Genomic DNA, 17,900 nt, shown 5'->3' on the forward strand with positions numbered 1-17,900 from the left:
AATATCTGCATATTATCTGCACAATTTCATAGATGTAAGCAAAGGAACGCTTGATTTTTTAGGGCGTCTTTTTTAATTATAAGCATGTGAAAGAAATTGTTATATTATGAGTTTCTATTGTGAAGCCATAAAGAATAAGCGTATAATATTATAGGTCTCCCATTTGCGAGACAAACCGCGAATGATAAATAAGATTGTTGTTTTATCATCGCTTCTAAACATATAGACAATGAAAGTAACACTGGAATACAGATAGGGAGTTATAAAATGAAATTAATTATTGCCGAGAAACCAGATCAAGGGTTGGCTCTTGTTTCACAGTTTAAATATCGCCGGAAAGATGGATATTTAGAAGTAGAAGCGAATGAGTTATTTCCAAATGGAGCGTACTGTACATGGGCAATTGGTCATTTGACGCAGTTATGTAATCCAGAGCATTATCACGCAGAGTGGAAAAAATGGTCACTTGATACGTTACCGATGATTCCTGAACGATTTCAATTTGAAGTAACAAAGTCAAAGTATAAGCAATTTAACGTTGTGAAACAGCTGTTACATAATCCACAGGTAACAGAAATCATTCACGCAGGAGATGCTGGGCGTGAAGGGGAACTGATCGTACGAAATATTATTAATCTTTGTAACGTGCAAAAGCCGATGAAACGTCTATGGATTTCATCTTTAACGAAGCAAGCTATTTACCAAGGATTTAAAAATCTACTTGATGAATCAGATACAATTAATACGTATTACGAAGCATACACAAGATCTTGCGCTGACTGGGTTGTTGGTATGAATGCATCACGTGTCTTTAGTATTTTGTTAAAGAAAAAAGGAATGAATGATGTATTTTCTGCTGGTCGTGTCCAAACACCAACGTTAGCATTGATTGTAAAGCGAGAGAAAGAAATTGAAAACTTTAAGTCAGAGCCTTTCTGGGAAGTGTTTGCAACCTTTAATATAGAAGGAAAGAAATATGACGGGAAATGGGAAAAGGATAATGAATCCCGCTTAAAAGACCCTGATATGGCGAATAAAATTGCGGCATTTTGCCAAGGGAAACCGGCTGTTGTGAAGGAAATGAAAACGGAGCGTAAAGAGTTTCAGCCGCCGCTTTTATTTAACTTATCATCACTGCAAGCAACGGCAAATAAAGCCTTTAAGTTTTCACCGAAAAAGACGCTTGATATAACGCAAGCACTATATCAAAAAGGGATTGTTTCTTATCCACGTTCAGATTCTAACTATGTTACACAAGGAGAAGCAGCGACGTTCCCTGATATTTTACAGAAGTTAAGTCAGTTTGATGAATATAAAGGCTTATTACCGGCTCCGGTTGAATCCATTATGAATAACAAGCGTTATGTAAATGAAAAGAAAGTAACAGATCACTACGCAATTATTCCGACAGAGCAAGTTACAAACCCAAGCATACTATCAGGTGATGAAAAGAAAATATACGATATGATCGTAAGAAGGCTTATTGCAGCTCATTATGAAGTTGCAATCTTTGACTATACAACAATCATTACGCTTGTAGATGAACGTGCTGAATTCATTTCAAAAGGAAAACAGCAAATTCAAGAAGGTTGGCGTAAAGTTATTTTCCAAGACGATAAAGATGACGAAACCATTCTTCCAATTGTAGCTGAAGGCGAAGAAGGAAAAGTTGTAAAGGTGAAAGTGAAAGAAGGAAAAACACAGCCACCGAAGCGCTATACAGAAGGACAACTTATTACGTTAATGAAAACAGCTGGTAAGTATTTAGAGAATGAAGAGCTGGAGAAAGTATTAAAGAAAACAGAAGGTTTAGGTACGGAAGCGACTCGCGCAGGTATTATTACGATGCTGAAAGACCGTAAGTATATAGATGTAAAGAAAAACCAAGTGTATGCAACTGATAAAGGAAAAGTATTAATTACCGCAATTGGTGACAAAATACTAGCTTCACCAGAAATGACTGCGAAATGGGAACAACGTCTTGCGGAAATTGGTGAAGGTACAGCTTCACCAGCTACATTTATGGAACAGACGAAAAAGCTATCAGCTAAAATTATTGAAGATGCAGTGGAAATGTCAGAGAAATGGGACTTTACTGGATTGCATGTTGAATCGATTGAGCGAAAAGGATCGAAATTTACAACAGGTAAAAAGGTTGGTAGCTGTAAAAAATGTGATGGCGATGTAATTGATAAGTCAACGTTTTACGGCTGTTCTAATTACAACACGACACAATGTGACTTTACCATCTCGAAGAAAATATTAAGTAAAACAATTTCGCAAAAGAATATGACAAAGCTATTAAAAGGTGAAAAGACCGATTTAATTAAAGGCTTTAAAAAGGGCGAGAAAACATTTGATGCGAAGTTAGAGTGGAAAGATAATAAGATTAATTTTGTGTTTGAGAATTAAGTTGTTTTAACAAATAAAAATATGATAATTAAAAAATATCCTATAGAATAGACGCTTAAAAAAGTCTATTCTATAGGATATTTTTTTGAATAAGTAGTACTATATATTTTTGTTTGAAATGAAATATACAATAAAAAAATCTTTATAATTGATAATTATTTATTGTAAAACAATAAATTGTGTATTAAAATCATTATCATAATAAATCAGTGAGATGCTTTTTATAGAAAGGTAACAAAGCTGTTTTTTATTAGAGGAGGTAAAATTATGAACAATCAAAATTTGATTATCGAAAATATGGATAACCCTCATGAGTTGGAGAAGATGTATAGAAAAGATCCGAAAGCTTTTAAAAAATCATTCTCACAAGCATGGGACCAAAAACCTGATTCTCAGGTTCTAGCTGCTTGGTATGAAAGGTTGCATTTCAAGGAGAAGGTAAATAAAGAAAAAACATCTTTGTTTCAAAATGGTTTCTTATTCATGGGCCTTTTAGCTATTTTGGCCGGCATAAGCACTAGAATCATTTTCCACTTTGTTGAGCAGGAAGCAATTGCTCCAATTAATTTGGCTTTTGGTGTAATTCCCTTTATTGCTGCTTATTTTGTTTACAATAATACTCCGAAAAAAAGTATTATTTATTCCCTTGCAGCGTTGTTCCTAATTTCCGGGTATTATCTTAATACGCTGCCAGTAAATTATAAAGACAGTACCATACTTGCTTATTTACATCTTCCTATATTTTTATGGGTCTTAGTAGGGCTTGCATTTACAGGAAATGAATATTCAAAAGGCAGTACAAGATTAGCCTATATTAAATTTAATTTAGAATATTGTCTTCTCTACGGGAGCATGGCAGTGAGCGGAATGATACTTGCGGTATTCACCATGCGTTTATTTAGCTTTGTTGACTTAGATATAGGAGAATTCTATTTTAGTAATGTTGTTTTATTTGGAGCAGCGGCTCTCGCTATTGTGACTGCATACTTAGTATCAATGAATCTTAAGCTTGCTAAAAATATTACACCATACATATCTAAAATTTTTAGTCCTCTCGTCCTGATTACCTTGCTTATCTATCTTATAACGGTAATTTGGGTCGGGAAAAATCCATTCTTGGATCGCAATTTCCTAATGGCCTTCAACGGAATACTGCTTGGCGTATTGGCTGTTACTATATTTTCTATCGTTGAGAGTGACTCGGACGAGAAAAAGAACATTTCAGATTATATAAATTTTTCCTTAATTGTTCTGGCGCTTATTATTGACACTGTCGCATTGTCAGCCATAGTATTCAGACTTTCTTCTTACGGGATTACACCTAATAGACTTGCTGTTTTAGGTGTAAACATACTGGTCTGGGCAAATTTAATTTGGATTATGTTTTCCTATATGCGTTTCTTGCAAAATAAATCAGGACCAAAAGCTATCCAAGATGCCGTTACGAAGTATTTGCCAATATACGGACTTTGGGCAGCTTTCGTTATATTTACGTTTCCTATCATTTTTAATTAGAAAGGATCTGTTAATGTAACGAAAAGTTAATTCTCTATAACATATAAAATTTTTAGAGCCGATCAATTTATAATTGGTATTATTACGTTTGTAGTTTCGGTAATTTCATTTGTATTGATAAATAAGAAGTAAGTGTTGTATGTAGTCTTTCCATAATAAAAAACGTCCCAAAATGGGACGTTTTTTATTATGCATATTGCCGTTTTTTCTTAATAAGCAACAAAACTTGTGACACACAAGCTAGTACCGGTAACTCAATCAATGGTCCAATAACGAGTGCAAGTGCGATAAGAGGTTCGTCTGGAAAAGCGGTCACAGCGATAGCGAGTGCAACAGGTGAGTTTCTTGCTAACGTTGTTAAGCTTAGACTTACTGTATCTTTGTAAGATAAATGCATCATGCGCCCGATAAATTGTCCTAGTAAAAAATTAATGATGAAGAACAATAGAACAGGAACGAGTAATAATAAAACGACATTCATATTTTGCAGTAAATATTTACCTTGTGATGCAAACATCGCTACTATTGCTAAACTTAAAAATATAATTTGAGCAGAGCTGAAAAACGGAATGAGTTTATTCTCGAGAGTTTCAGCTTTTTTCATTTTATTCATAATGAACTTTGTAGCGTGTGCAAGTATAAATGGTAAGACGATTACGATAACAATACTTTCTACTAAAACAGAAATCGCTACAGTTTTCATGACACCAGCAAATAAAAATAAATAAATGGGAAGGAGCAGTACTTGCAAAATTAAATTTACAGGTAAAATTGCAGTAGAAAGTGCTACATTACCTTTCGCTATTTCAGTAAAGATTAAGTACCAATCTGTACATGGAGTAACCATTAACATTATAAATCCAACCCAAAGTGCTGGATGATCGGAAAGAAATAGTGCTCCTAACCCCCAAGCGAGTAAAGGTGTCCATAAGAAGTTAATAGTAAGACTTGTTCCAGCAAATTTTAAATTGCGAAATCCGTTTTTTATTTCTTTTAATGGAATGCTGAGGAATAATCCATATAGCATGAAAAATAAGAAGGGGACAATAAATTTGTCTGAATACGTATGTATCATATTAAATTGTCCGAGTACGATGCCGCATGTAACAGCAAAAAGAATAATAAAAGTTTGAAGCTTTTCTATAGTGCTCATGAATAAATCCTTTCTATATATGAATTTTCCTCTCAAAGTTTATTATACAAGTAATAAAGATGTATTTGGTGTTCAATTGTATTTTAGTTAATATTTTTAATTTGAGATTTTATTTTTTATTAAAAGTTACTTGACTAAAGTAAGTGGCTATATTACAATCACTTACATAAGGTAATTAAATAACAAAAAGTTGTGATAGCGTAACTTAAGGTATCTATTGGAACTTTTTCTTAGAATAAGAATTTTTATGATGATGAATAATGAATATGAAAAGAAAGATTAGGTGAAGAAAATGGGACTATTTAGCTCATTATTTGGTAAAAAAGAAGAAAATACGAATGTAGAGGGGAATAAAAAAATGTCAAAAGTATTATTTGTAAAAGCAAACGATCGTCCAGCGGAGCAAGCAGTTAGTTCAAAAATGTATGAAACATTTGTAAGTACTTATAAAGAAGCAAATCCAAATACAGAAATTACGGAATTAGATTTATTTGCATTAGATCTTCCTTATTACGGAAATATCGCGATTTCAGGTGGATATAAACGTAGCCAAGGCATGGAGTTAACTGCTGAAGAAGAGAAGGCAGTTGCTACAGTAAATCAATATTTAAATCAGTTTTTAGAAGCTGATAAGGTTGTATTTGCATTCCCATTATGGAACTTTACAGTACCAGCGCCATTAATCACATATATTTCATACTTATCTCAAGCTGGAAAAACGTTTAAATATACAGCAAATGGCCCAGAAGGTTTAGTTGGTGGTAAAAAAGTAGTTGTGTTAGGTGCTCGTGGTTCAGATTACTCTTCAGAGCAAATGGCTCCTATGGAAATGGCAGTTAATTACGTAACAACGGTACTTGGATTCTGGGGAATTACAAATCCAGAGACAGTTGTAATTGAAGGACACAATCAATATCCAGATCGTTCACAACAAATTGTTGAAGAAGGTCTAGAAAACGTTAAAAAAGTAGCAGCAAAATTTTAATTCATGATAGTAAATGGAAAAACCAACATGGATGACCATGTTGGTTTTTTAGTCTATTTTTCATGTTAAAAAATGTATATTTATAAAATAAAAGAAAAGTTCGAAAATAGTATTGCAAAATATTATATAGCAAACTATAATGAGTTCAAGAATAGTTGATACTTAAATTAAATATTCAGAAAATTCAATTAGTTAAAATTGGAAAATGAGATAAGGAAACTTGAATGGGGGTTATATTATGGCGAATAAAGTACCGTTTTCGTTCATAGTAGTTATTGGATTAATGTTATTTGCACTATTTTTTGGAGCGGGAAATTTAATTTTCCCAGCGATGCTTGGTCAATCAGCAGGAGAGAATGTATGGATTGCTAACGCTGGATTTTTAGTAACTGGTGTTGGATTACCATTACTAGGTGTGCTAGCATTTGGTTTTTCAGGTAAAGATGATTTGCAGTCGTTAGCTAGTCGTGCTCACCCAGTGTTTGGGATTGTGTTTACAACAGTTTTATACTTAGCGATTGGTCCGTTATTTGCAATACCGAGAACAGGAAATGTTTCTTATGAAATTGGTCTTAAACCGTTTATGCCAGAAGGAGTAGGTTCTACACCTTTAATTCTTTTCACAATTATATTCTTTAGTATCACTTGTTTTTTTTCGCTAAATCCCGCGAAAATTGTCGATATTGTTGGAAAAATCTTAACACCAATTAAGTTGACTTTCATCGGTATTTTAGTAATCGTTGCTTTTATACATCCGATTGGAGATATGCAAGCACCAGTGGAAGCTTATACATCACATGCATTCTTTAAAGGATTCCAAGAAGGATACTTAACGATGGATACGCTTGCATCATTCGTATTCGGGATTATCATTATTAATGCTATTAAAGAAAAAGGTGCGAAAACGAAAACACAAATTATGGTCGTTTGTGCAAAAGCGACAATTATTGCAGCATCTATTTTAGCAATTATCTATACAGCACTTTCTTATATGGGTGCTTCAAGTGTTGCAAAGCTTGGACATTTAGAGAACGGCGGAGAAGTATTAGCGAAAGTTTCTAACTACTATTTCGGATCATATGGCGGAGTATTATTAGGATTAATGATTACAGTAGCTTGTTTAACAACTAGTGTGGGACTTGTATCAGCATGTTCTTCATTCTTCCATAAGTTATTCCCAAATGTTCCTTACAAAGCAATTGCAATCACGCTATGTGTATTTAGTGCAATTGTTGCAAATGTAGGATTAACACAGTTAATCGCAGTTTCTGTTCCAGTATTAACAGCAATTTATCCACTAGCAATCGTATTGATTTTCTTAACATTCTTCCATTCATTATTCAAAGGAAGAGCTGAAGTTTATCAAGTGAGCTTAATCGTAACATTTATCATCAGCTTATTCGATGGATTAAGTGCAGCTGGAGTTAACATTGAAGTAGTAAGCCAAGTGTTCACTAAATTCCTTCCGATGCAGGAAGTAGGATTAGGCTGGATCTTCCCAGCGATTATCGGTGGATTTATCGGATATGGACTTAGCATTTTAAAAGTGAAAAACCAAGTTCAACCAGCAACTAGAGCGGATAAGAAAATAGGTTAAATAAAAAAAGTTATAGAACTTGTTTCTATAGCTTTTTTTGTTACTATTAATAATGAGAAAAAATAAAGTAGTAGGGGAAATAAAATGAAAAAAACAATTGATCATATCGGAATCGCAGTTCGTGATATAGATAGTACGATACGTTTTTATGAAAATGTGTTACTAGGAACTTTAATAGATCGTTACGTAAGTGAAGCTCCTGGTGTGGAAAGCGAAGTAGCCATTCTTGAAGTGGATGGAGATAGAATTGAATTACTTGCACCGACGAATAATACGACATCTCCAATTGCCCGTTTTATTAAACAAAAAGGTAAAGGTGTTCATCACGTTGCGTATCGTGTCGATGATTTAGATGTGGCTCTAGAAGAGTTAAAAGAACAAGGTATTCGGACATTAGAGCATACACTACGCATTAATAAGCACGGTAGAAGGTTAATTTATCTTAACCCAGCGGATACTGAAGGAACGATTATCGAGTATTGTGATTATCCGGAAGAGAAATAGAAGAGGGATATTTTTTTAAAGGTGTTACGTAATAACGTAATACCTTTTTATTTATGTATTTCACATTTTCTTCACAAATGATTCACGATAACTTTTCTTCTTTGATAACTTACATAAATATATTTTATGATATAATAACAATCGACTTTAAAAATGTAAGTTGTATCTATCATGATAGTTACTATTATATTAGAAGTTTAAAGGTGGAAGAGAAATAAAGAGTTATACTTTCTAGAAGTTTATATTTAATCAGGTTAATATTTCGCCGGAGAATCAAACTTCGGAAGTTAAAGTAATGAAAATAGAGCGATGAGGAAGAAAGAAGTGAAATGAGTATGAAAGTAATGAGAAGATTAGGGACATGGTTATTACTTGCATGTGTGCTTATCATATTGATACCGAAAAGTGCATCTGCTCATGCGTACGTTGTGAAATCAAACCCTACTGAAAATGAAACATTGAAGAAAGCACCATCTGTTGTAAAAATCGAATTCGATGAGGACATACAAGTTTCAAGTTTTAATACATTGTACGTGAGAGATACATCAGGTAAAAGAGTCGATTTAAAAGATGCTCATATTGATAAAAAAAATAAAAAGCTATTAGAAGCTGGATTAAAAGAAAACCTCAAAAATGGTCTTTACTCCATTCAGTGGAAAGTGATTTCAGCTGATGGACATCCAATTCAAGGAGTTATCCCGTTTCGGATTGGATTAGCGGAAGCGGAAACAGACGATATACAAGTGGAAGAGATGGGGTATGTCCCGCAAATCGATATGATTATGGAACGTGGGATTCTATATACGAGTTTCTCGCTATTTTTAGGAGTTCTCTTCTTTAATCTTATTATGTATAAAGGGAATGCAACCTCGGTTCGATCAAGGAGTAAGAACATAATATGGATCTCCTTATTTGGGATATTTATTAGCTTGTTATTCAACCTACCATTGCAAGCGAAAATAAATGCCGATGTTTCGTGGCTAGAAGCATTCAACCCTTTACTATTAAAAGAAACATTACAGCTTTCTGTTTTTGGTTATATATGGATCACTCAAATGATTCTCATTAGTACGCTTATAATTGTTACGTATTTTGCGGTGAAGCATGAGAAGTTTTCGTCGTTTAAAGTATGGAGTATTCCAATAGTGCTGTTTATTGGAATACTTGTTATGAAAGCATTTAATAGTCACGCATATGGTTTAAAGTTTAAAGATATTGCTGTTGTTATGGATTTTTTACATTTATTCGCAGCTTCATTATGGATTGGTGGTTTATCGTCTATTATTCTTCTGTTACGTAAAGAGGATAACAAATGGAATATGTATTGGGATATGATTAAGCGTTTTTCACCGTGGGCAACATGCGCTGTCATTGTGATTTTAATAACAGGTCTTTTTAACAGTACATTTTTTATTCCAACAATCCACTCGTTATTTGATACGAAGTATGGATTAGCTTTACTAGCAAAGATACTTTTATTCGTTTTCATGGGGATATTGGGAATTATTCATTATGTGAAAGGGAAAATGAGAGCGGAGCAAGGATTAGGTGCTACGGTGAAAGTAGAGTTTATCATTGGAATTATCATTTTCGTCATCGTAGCTTTTATGACAAACGTACAAACACCACCGATGCCTCCTACTGGACCTTTTACAGAGAGTAAACAATTAGATAATGGATATGAAATGACGCTAAATGTAAGTCCTAATAGAGTAGGACAAAATATATTCCATATTACTTTAAAGGATGAGAACGGACAACCCGTTACTGATATGGAACAAATTATATTAACGACTCAATCGTTAGATATGAATATGGGAAAAGGATCATTTAAAGTTTCGGCAGTTTCACCGGGAGAATATGAAGCAGAAGGTATGTATATTAACATGACAGGAAACTGGAATATACAAGTACATGGATTAACGAAATCGCTTGATAGCTTCGATACGGATTATAAATTTATTGTAGGTGGCAGATAAAGTAAAACTTTAAGCAGCCCTCATCAATTGGGCTACCCGGCGAATAGCGGGATAAAGAGTAGGTATAGATAAAAAGGAGCTAATTGAAAATGGAACGTATAAAAAAATTAGGAACAACAATGATCGCAACAGCAATTACAATGGGAATGTTTTCGTTACCTGTTAGTGCGCACGTTACTGTGAAGCCAGCAACTTCTGACATCGGTTCTTGGGAGACTTACACGATAAAAGTACCAGTTGAAAAGAATATAGCAACAACAAAAGTTACACTGAAAATACCGTCTGGTGTGGAATTCCAACAGTATGAACCAGTGCCAGGGTGGAAAATGGAAGAGCAGAAAGATAATGCCGGAAAAGTGAAAACTGTAGTATGGGAAGCAATAGGAGAAGGGATTTTACCCGGTCAGTTCCAGCGATTTACTTTCGTCGCTAAAAATCCGGATAAAGAACAAAAAATAGCTTGGGATGCATATCAACAATATAAAGACGGAGAAATTGTTGAATGGACAGGCGATGAGAAAGCTGAAAAACCGCATTCACTTACTACAATTGCAAAAGGTACGTCATTAACAGGAGAACATGGTGAAGTATCTAATGTAGAAAAGAATGAAGGTACTAGTAATATGCAGTTGATAGCAATTGTTTTATCTATTTTGGCAATTGTATCTTCGGTAGGTGCGTGTGTTTTTGTAGTGCGTCGTAAAAAATAAGATATAAAAAAGAGCCTACAAATAGTAGGCTCTTTCTCATATTTATTTCACTTCAACCTGCTGCCTTACAGCAAGTGTTTTCGGCTTTATATTTACAAAACAAATGCTCACAACAATAAATAATAGGCCAATAAATAAGCTCATTGTAATGGCTTCATGTAAGAAGATTGAACTTACAATAATAGCGATAAGGGGAATAAGGAATGTATAAGCCCCTACTTTACTCGCTTCACCAGCTCCAACGAGTGTGAAGTATGCAAGCCACCCCATTGCAATAACAAAGAATGAAATAAAGAGTAGTACACTAACAAATGGCATACTCCAAGCAATACTAGACCAACTTTCAAATTCTGAGCCAAATCCGATTAAACAAAGACCACCGATAAGAAGCTGAATTGTTACCATCCAAATGGCATTCACACGGTGACCAGTCTTCTTAATGAATACTGTGCCAAGTGCCCAGCCAATCGCACATCCTAACGCGAGAAGGATTCCAATAACAGAAATATGTCCTGTTAAACTGCTTGAGCTAATAACACCTACACCAATAAATCCGAGAACAAGCCCGAAAATTTTCAAGCCGTACATTGATTCTTCAAGCCATATCCACGAGAAAATACCGAGTAAAACTGGTTGTAGAAATACAATGGCGGAAAATAACCCAGCAGGCATATATTGAAGACCAACAGTTTGTAACCCGTAAAATATAATGATGTTAAGTAAAGAAGAAATAACGTATAAATGCCACGTTTCTTTTAAATGTAATTCTTTATATTTGGGTAGAGCGAAAAGGAGTAAAATGAATCCTCCAATTAAAGTTCGAACGCCTGCAAATAAAACGGGTGGTGTATAATGCAGGGCAAACTTAGATAAAGGCCAATTGATTCCCCACATGAAAACGAGAAAGGTAAGGATTATGGCCGTCTTAGTTCGAGAAAGCTGTGTCACGGTAAGACCTCCTTGTTGTTATTCATTTCACTATGATATGATATCGAATGTAATAAATAAAATGAATCTTTTTTATAAGGAGTATAAGTGATTAGTTATGACTATTACACAACTGCAAGTATTAATAAAAACTATTGAGTTAGGTAGTTTTACGAAGGCTGCCAGGGTGTTAAATATGACGCAGCCAGCTGTAAGTCATGCCATTTCAAGTATTGAGTCAGAGTTAGGAGTTACGATTCTTATACGTGATAAACGACAAGGATTACTCGTTACGGATGTAGGAAACAGAATTCTTGTACATATTAGAGAGATTTTGAACGGTGTAGAGAAGATTGAACAAGAAGTTGCGATGGAGAAAGGACACGAAGTGGGGACGATTCGAATTGGGAGTTTTCCGAGTGCTTCTGCACATTTCTTACCGAAAATGATAAACCATTTTAAGGAGAAGTATCCGAGCTTAGAGGTCGTTCTTTGTGAAGGAACAATTAAAGAAGTTGAAGATTGGTTAATATCGAGGGTTGTTGATATAGGAATTGTTATTTTGCCTAATAAAGAGATGGAGATTGTCCCGTTAACGAAGGGAAAAATGGTTGCTATCTTAAGAGAGGATCATCCTCTTTGTAAGAAGGACTCTATTACAATTCGTGATTTGGAGAATGAACCGATCATATTATGTAAGGGCGGATACGAACCACCCATCATTGATATGTTTAAACAAGCCAACGTACCACTTCGGGCTGAGTATGTAATTTCTACCGTTACTACAGCTTTAAATATGATTCAAGAAGGATTAGGCATTGCAATATTAGCTGAATTATCTTTAACGAATTTACCACAGAATGTGCAAACGAGAGAATTGGAACCGCAAGTATGGAGAGAAATTGCTTTAGCTGTTCCTTCATTAAAGGATTCTTCAATCGCTGTACAGCTATTTATTGAAGAATTTCAAGCGCTATTTGCAGAATAAAAAGGGGTGTCTCATATATCATAATGGGGCACTTTTTAATTTGCTTATAAAAAATCTATGAAAAGGATTGACTTATTTTTTAGTTGTAACTATAATGATTACATCGAGGTGGTGATTACGATGAAAATTAGTAGCCGCTTTTCCATAGCTGTTCATATTTTATCTATTTTGAAAAACAATCCATCTTCACTTTGTACTTCAGACTATATGGCTGAGAGTGTCAATACAAATCCAGTAGTCATTCGTAAAATCATGTCGTACTTGAAACAAGCTGGCTTTGTTTACGTAAATCGTGGACCGGGTGGCGCGGGATTACTAAAGGATTTACATGAAATCACATTGTTAGATGTGTATCATGCAGTGAACGTAGTCGAAGAAGACAAGCTATTTCATATTCACGAGCAACCGAATCCAGATTGTCCAATTGGGGCGAATATTCAAGCGGTGTTAGAAATTATTTTAATTCAAGCGCAATCCGCGATGGAAGAAGTTTTGAGAAATATTACGATGGGGCAGTTGTTTGAAACTTTGCAAGAAAAAATGAATGTTTAAATAATATTTATATTTTTTTTATCATCAATGTAACTGGTTTGATTACAACGATAAGGTAAGGTGTAAAAGTTATGACTGTAAAAATGAAAGTATACTCAGATTTTATATGTCCGTTTTGTTTTTTAGCAAAAGGTCCATTAGATGAGATAGCGAAAGAGAAAGATGTAGAGATTGAATGGATGCCATTTGAATTACGTCCAAGTCCATATTCAAAAATAGATCCATGGAATGAACCAGAAAAATTAGGTTCATGGGATGCTTTCATTCTTCCGACAGCGAAGAAGTTAGGAATTGATATGCGCTTGCCACGTGTTTCACCACATCCATATACACATTTAGCTTTCGAAGGATGTCAATTTGCGAAAGAACGTGGACTAGGTAATGAGTATCATCACCGCGTATTCACAGCATTTTTCCAAGAAGAGCAAAACATTGAAGATATTGATGTGTTAACAAAATTAGCGGTAGAAGTAGGACTTCCTGAGGCGGAATTTAAAGATGCTTTAGTAACTCGTAAATATAAAGAAAAGCATCAAGAAGCAATTCAACACGCATATGATGAAGCGAATATTATGGCTGTTCCAACTGTCATGATTGGAGATGAAGTCATTCAAGGGCTTGCTAGTAAAGAAACACTAGAAAGGGTCATTGATAAAGAAATTGAAAAGGATAAAACAAATTCATTTGAAGGTATGCAATGTAATACCGATGGATATTGCTAATTCGCTTGTTATGAAATAACAAAATAAATGATAAAACAAACATTTGGAGGAATTAAAATGTCAGCAACTACAACAAACTTAAAAGAAGCAATCGTGAACCGCCGTTCAATTCGTAAAGTAACAAAAAACGATGCAATTACGAAAGAAAGAATTGAAGAAGTGTTAAAAACAGCTTTACACGCACCAACATCTTTCAATATGCAAAGTGGTCGTATGGTTGTATTAATGGATGGAGAGCATGAAAAGTTTTGGGATATCGTTAAAGAAACACTAAGAGCACGCGTACCAGCAGAAAACTTTGAAGCGACTGTAGAAAGACTAAAAGGCTTCCATGCAGGTGTAGGAACAGTTCTATTCTTTGAAGATCAAGCAACTGTAGAAAAAATGCAAGAAAATGCCCCATTATACAAAGATCAGTTTCCATTCTGGTCTCATCAAGGAAATGCGATGTTACAACATACTGTGTGGATGCTATTATCTGCTGAAGGAATTGGGGCGTCATTACAACATTACAACCCAATCGTAGATGCTGAAGTGAAAGAAACTTGGAACATTCCGGCAGAGTGGAGCTTAGTAGGTCAAATGCCATTTGGTGAACCAAACGAACAACCAGCAGAAAGAACGTTCTTGCCTACTGAAGATGTAGTGAAATTTTATTAAGAAATACAATATGTAACGAGAAGGAAGCTGTGCTAAAAAACAGCTTCCTTTTTTGTAGTGGTGTTAATTTATGCGCATTTAGGGAAGAAATATAAGAAATAATACGGTGAGAAGGGAATTAGAAAAATGAATGATGAGAAAAAATATACAGTGGTAGGTACTGATGTTGAGGAAGTAAAGCGTTTAAATAAAAATTCAGGATTAACGTATAATCAAGTGAAAGAAATGTTAGCAAAGCAAATGCAAAAAAAGAAGTAATTAGATTGAAATCTTTCATTTTTTCATTTAGCATTTTGATTGGAGAGAGTTAAGTAAAAGGTAACTCTCTTTTTTGTATAGCTAAGCATCTTATAGAGTGGAGGAAGCAACATGAAGAAATGGGTAAAGGTAACGCTGTCTATCACTGGAGGCATTGTCTTATTAGCGTGTGCCGGCGGATATTACGTGTATAAAAATTATTTTCCAAAGGAACCTGAGCGTATTGTATATGATAAAGAAAGAGTGCTACAACCGATACATAATCAGCTTAAAGGAATCAATATAGAAAATGTAAAGATAAAAGAAAAAGAAGTCGTAAATGCGACTATAGATGAGCTTCAAAAAATGATTGATGATGGAAAGTTGTCATATGAAGAATTAACGAGTATTTATCTCTTTAGAATACAAGAACATGATCAAAATGGAATAACATTAAATTCTGTTACAGAGATAAATCCTAATGCGATGGAAGAAGCAAGAAAGTTAGATCAAGAGCGGGGGAGAAACAAAAAGTCGAATTTATATGGTATTCCTGTCGTTGTAAAAGATAATGTACAGACGGAAAAAGTGATGCCGACTAGTGCAGGAACTTATGTATTAAAAGATTGGATTGCAGATCAAGACGCAACAATTGTGAAGCAGTTGAAAGAAGAAGGAGCATTTGTTTTAGGAAAAGCGAATATGTCTGAGTGGGCGAACTATTTATCTTTTACAATGCCAAGCGGGTATAGCGGGAAGAAAGGACAAAATTTAAATCCGTACGGTCCGATTACATTCGATACTTCAGGATCAAGTTCAGGATCTGCTACAGTAGTTGCAGCAGATTTTGCGCCGCTTGCAATTGGAACAGAAACGACGGGATCGATTGTTGCACCCGCGGCGCAGCAATCAGTAGTTGGGTTACGTCCATCTTTAGGTATGGTAAGTAGAACAGGAATTATTCCATTAGCTGAAACTCTTGATACAGCAGGACCTATGGCAAGAATAGTAAAAGATGCAGCAACGCTATTTAATGCAATGATAGGTTATGATGAAAAAGATATTATGACAGAAAAAATGAAAGATAAAGAAAGGATTGATTATACAAAGGATTTATCAATAGATGGATTAAAAGGGAAAAAGATAGGGCTTCTTTTTTCTGTAGACCAACAAGATGAAAATAGAAAAGCAGTAGCAGAAAAAATTAGAAAAGACCTTCAAGATGCAGGTGCGATATTAACTGATAATATCCAGTTAAGTGCTGAGGGTGTAGATAATTTGCAAACATTAGAATATGAGTTCAAGCATAATGTAAACGACTATCTTTCACAGCAAAAGAATGTACCGGTAAAATCGTTAGAAGAGATTATAGCGTTTAATAAAAAGGATAGTAAAAGACGAATAAAATACGGACAAACATTAATTGAAGGGTCTGAAAAATCTGCTATAACGAAAGAAGAGTTTGAAAACGTAGTGCAAACGAGTCAAGAAAATGCAAGAAAAGAGCTAGATAGGTATTTAGTAGAAAAAGGTTTGGATGCTCTAGTTATGATTAATAACGATGAAGTCCTTCTATCAGCTGTAGCTGGTTATCCGGAATTAGCGGTTCCTGCTGGATATGATAAAAATGGAGAACCAATCGGTGTAGTGTTTGTAGGGAAACAGTTTTGTGAAAAAGAGCTTTTCAATATTGGATATGCGTATGAACAGCAGTCTAAAAATAGAAAATCACCTAGTTTATAAAAGGTTATATGAAAAATAACTGGAATCCACCGAAATTATGTTGGTGGATTCCAGTTAAACGAATCTAACAATATGAAAAGAAAAAAAGGATTCTTCTCAATTAGTAAGAAAGATTGTCTATAGGAGTTCATAAAATGTAATATATTCAATTTCCATCCATTGAAGGGGGAGGTTAATTCTTAATGAATGAAGTAAAGAGTTTTTTTCGAAGTAGAGGGTTTCAACGGTTTCTCGTTTTAATAATAGTAGCGCTTGTATTATACGCATTAAAAAGTATGATTAATTTAATATTAATTACGTTTATACTGACGTTTTTAATGGATCGATTTCAACGTTTTATTTCAAGAAAATTGAAAGTAAACCGGAAAATTGTTATTGCATGTTTATATATAATACTAGTTTCCTTTATAGGCACAACATTATATAAATATTTACCTGTGCTGACGATACAAATTTCACAATTAATTTATCAATTTAAACTGTTTTTTCAAAATCCACCTGATAATGAAATCGTTAAATATGCACTTTCGACAATTAATGGGATGGAAGTATCAAAATATATAGAACAAGGTGTAGACGTCATATATCAATCAATAGCAAATATAGGGAAGGTAAGTTTACAAATATTATTATCTCTAATTTTAAGCTTATTTTTCTTATTAGAAAAAGAGCGTATTATTACATTTACATCTAAGTTTAAAGATAGTAAGTTAAAAATCTTTTATGAGGAAATTGCATATTTTGGTGAAAGATTTGCAAGATCGTTCGGCAAAGTAATTGAGGCTCAGTTTTTAATTGCCATTGTAAATTGTATTCTTACTGTCATTGCATTAATCGTTTTAGGATTTCCACAGCTACTTGTATTAGCTGTTATGATTTTCTTACTAGGGTTGATTCCTGTTGCAGGTGTGATTATTTCTTTGTTTCCACTTTGTATCATTGCTTACAACGTAGGCGGAGTTATGTACGTAGTATACATACTCGTATTCATAACAGTAATCCATGCTCTTGAAAGTTATTTTTTAAATCCGAAGTTTATGTCTGCAAAAACAAATTTACCAATATTCTACACATTTATGATTCTTATCTTCTCAGAGCATTTCCTCGGAATATGGGGGCTTATTATCGGGATACCAATCTTTATCTTTTTATTAGATGTACTTGATATAAATAATGAGGATGCGACTAAAAAATAAGAAATGATAGAAAATCACTA

General features: G+C 34.2%; 16 protein-coding genes. 14 read left to right on the plus strand and 2 right to left on the minus strand.

The features are described 5' to 3' along the window. Nucleotides 1-267 precede the first annotated feature (267 nt). Nucleotides 268-2,412 (plus strand): DNA topoisomerase III, encoded by a 2,145-nt coding sequence (gene topB, locus NST90_RS09285; protein WP_048534297.1) that lies wholly within the window; start codon nt 268-270, stop codon nt 2,410-2,412. A 267-nt stretch (nt 2,413-2,679) separates the two neighbouring features. Then, on the plus strand, nt 2,680-3,927 hold the full coding sequence (locus NST90_RS09290; protein ID WP_001064721.1) for a DUF4153 domain-containing protein: 1,248 nt from the start codon (nt 2,680-2,682) through the stop codon (nt 3,925-3,927). A gap of 187 nt (nt 3,928-4,114) precedes the next feature. On the opposite strand, the gene NST90_RS09295 is transcribed toward NST90_RS09290, so the two are convergent. Next, nucleotides 4,115-5,080: a bile acid:sodium symporter gene (locus NST90_RS09295; protein ID WP_000103825.1), complete on the minus strand. Its 966-nt coding sequence runs from the start codon at nt 5,078-5,080 to the stop codon at nt 4,115-4,117. 292 nt (nt 5,081-5,372) lie between these two features. On the opposite strand from NST90_RS09295, the gene NST90_RS09300 reads away from it, so the two are divergent. The 5 genes from NST90_RS09300 to NST90_RS09320 all read left to right on the plus strand — a co-directional run bounded on the left by NST90_RS09300 (nt 5,373) and on the right by NST90_RS09320 (nt 10,855). Beyond that, nucleotides 5,373-6,065, plus strand: a complete 693-nt coding sequence (locus tag NST90_RS09300; protein ID WP_048534294.1) for an FMN-dependent NADH-azoreductase — start codon at nt 5,373-5,375, stop codon at nt 6,063-6,065. Between the two features lie 238 nt (nt 6,066-6,303). Then, nucleotides 6,304-7,662, plus strand: coding sequence for a branched-chain amino acid transport system II carrier protein (gene brnQ, locus NST90_RS09305; protein WP_001284786.1), 1,359 nt, complete (start codon nt 6,304-6,306; stop codon nt 7,660-7,662). An 84-nt stretch (nt 7,663-7,746) separates the two neighbouring features. Further along, nucleotides 7,747-8,166, plus strand: coding sequence for a VOC family protein (locus NST90_RS09310; protein ID WP_000750850.1), 420 nt, complete (start codon nt 7,747-7,749; stop codon nt 8,164-8,166). Between the two features lie 329 nt (nt 8,167-8,495). Then, on the plus strand, nt 8,496-10,145 hold the full coding sequence (locus tag NST90_RS09315) for a copper resistance CopC/CopD family protein (RefSeq protein ID WP_000062150.1): 1,650 nt from the start codon (nt 8,496-8,498) through the stop codon (nt 10,143-10,145). An 89-nt stretch (nt 10,146-10,234) separates the two neighbouring features. Continuing rightward, nucleotides 10,235-10,855 (plus strand): DUF1775 domain-containing protein, encoded by a 621-nt coding sequence (locus NST90_RS09320; RefSeq protein ID WP_000439685.1) that lies wholly within the window; start codon nt 10,235-10,237, stop codon nt 10,853-10,855. A gap of 42 nt (nt 10,856-10,897) precedes the next feature. On the opposite strand, the gene NST90_RS09325 is transcribed toward NST90_RS09320, so the two are convergent. Continuing rightward, complete coding sequence (locus NST90_RS09325; RefSeq protein ID WP_000192812.1) at nt 10,898-11,803, minus strand: EamA family transporter; 906 nt, start codon at nt 11,801-11,803, stop codon at nt 10,898-10,900. Between the two features lie 97 nt (nt 11,804-11,900). Here NST90_RS09325 and NST90_RS09330 point away from each other — a divergent pair, with 97 nt between their 5' ends. From NST90_RS09330 to NST90_RS09360, 7 genes are all read left to right on the plus strand, one after another. After that, nucleotides 11,901-12,770 (plus strand): LysR family transcriptional regulator, encoded by an 870-nt coding sequence (locus tag NST90_RS09330; protein WP_000156743.1) that lies wholly within the window; start codon nt 11,901-11,903, stop codon nt 12,768-12,770. A 120-nt stretch (nt 12,771-12,890) separates the two neighbouring features. Next, nucleotides 12,891-13,322, plus strand: coding sequence for an Rrf2 family transcriptional regulator (locus NST90_RS09335; RefSeq protein ID WP_033695258.1), 432 nt, complete (start codon nt 12,891-12,893; stop codon nt 13,320-13,322). A 71-nt stretch (nt 13,323-13,393) separates the two neighbouring features. Continuing rightward, a complete protein-coding gene (locus tag NST90_RS09340; RefSeq protein ID WP_025710357.1) occupies nt 13,394-14,044 on the plus strand; it encodes a DsbA family oxidoreductase in 651 nt (216 codons plus the stop codon). A gap of 57 nt (nt 14,045-14,101) precedes the next feature. Further along, the gene (locus NST90_RS09345) at nt 14,102-14,704 is read left to right on the plus strand and encodes a nitroreductase family protein (RefSeq protein ID WP_001277021.1); all 603 of its coding nucleotides are present in this window, start codon (nt 14,102-14,104) and stop codon (nt 14,702-14,704) included. A gap of 126 nt (nt 14,705-14,830) precedes the next feature. Beyond that, complete coding sequence (locus NST90_RS09350) at nt 14,831-14,962, plus strand: hypothetical protein (RefSeq protein ID WP_000997344.1); 132 nt, start codon at nt 14,831-14,833, stop codon at nt 14,960-14,962. Nucleotides 14,963-15,073: 111 nt separating this feature from the next. Further along, nucleotides 15,074-16,684: an amidase family protein gene (locus NST90_RS09355; protein ID WP_025710356.1), complete on the plus strand. Its 1,611-nt coding sequence runs from the start codon at nt 15,074-15,076 to the stop codon at nt 16,682-16,684. 182 nt (nt 16,685-16,866) lie between these two features. Beyond that, the gene (locus tag NST90_RS09360; protein ID WP_006922064.1) at nt 16,867-17,880 is read left to right on the plus strand and encodes an AI-2E family transporter; all 1,014 of its coding nucleotides are present in this window, start codon (nt 16,867-16,869) and stop codon (nt 17,878-17,880) included. The last annotated feature ends 20 nt before the right edge of the window (nt 17,881-17,900 follow it).

It is taken from the genome of Bacillus sp. FSL E2-8900, assembly GCF_037966225.1.
Classification (GTDB): Bacteria; Bacillota; Bacilli; order Bacillales; family Bacillaceae_G; genus Bacillus_A; species Bacillus_A cereus.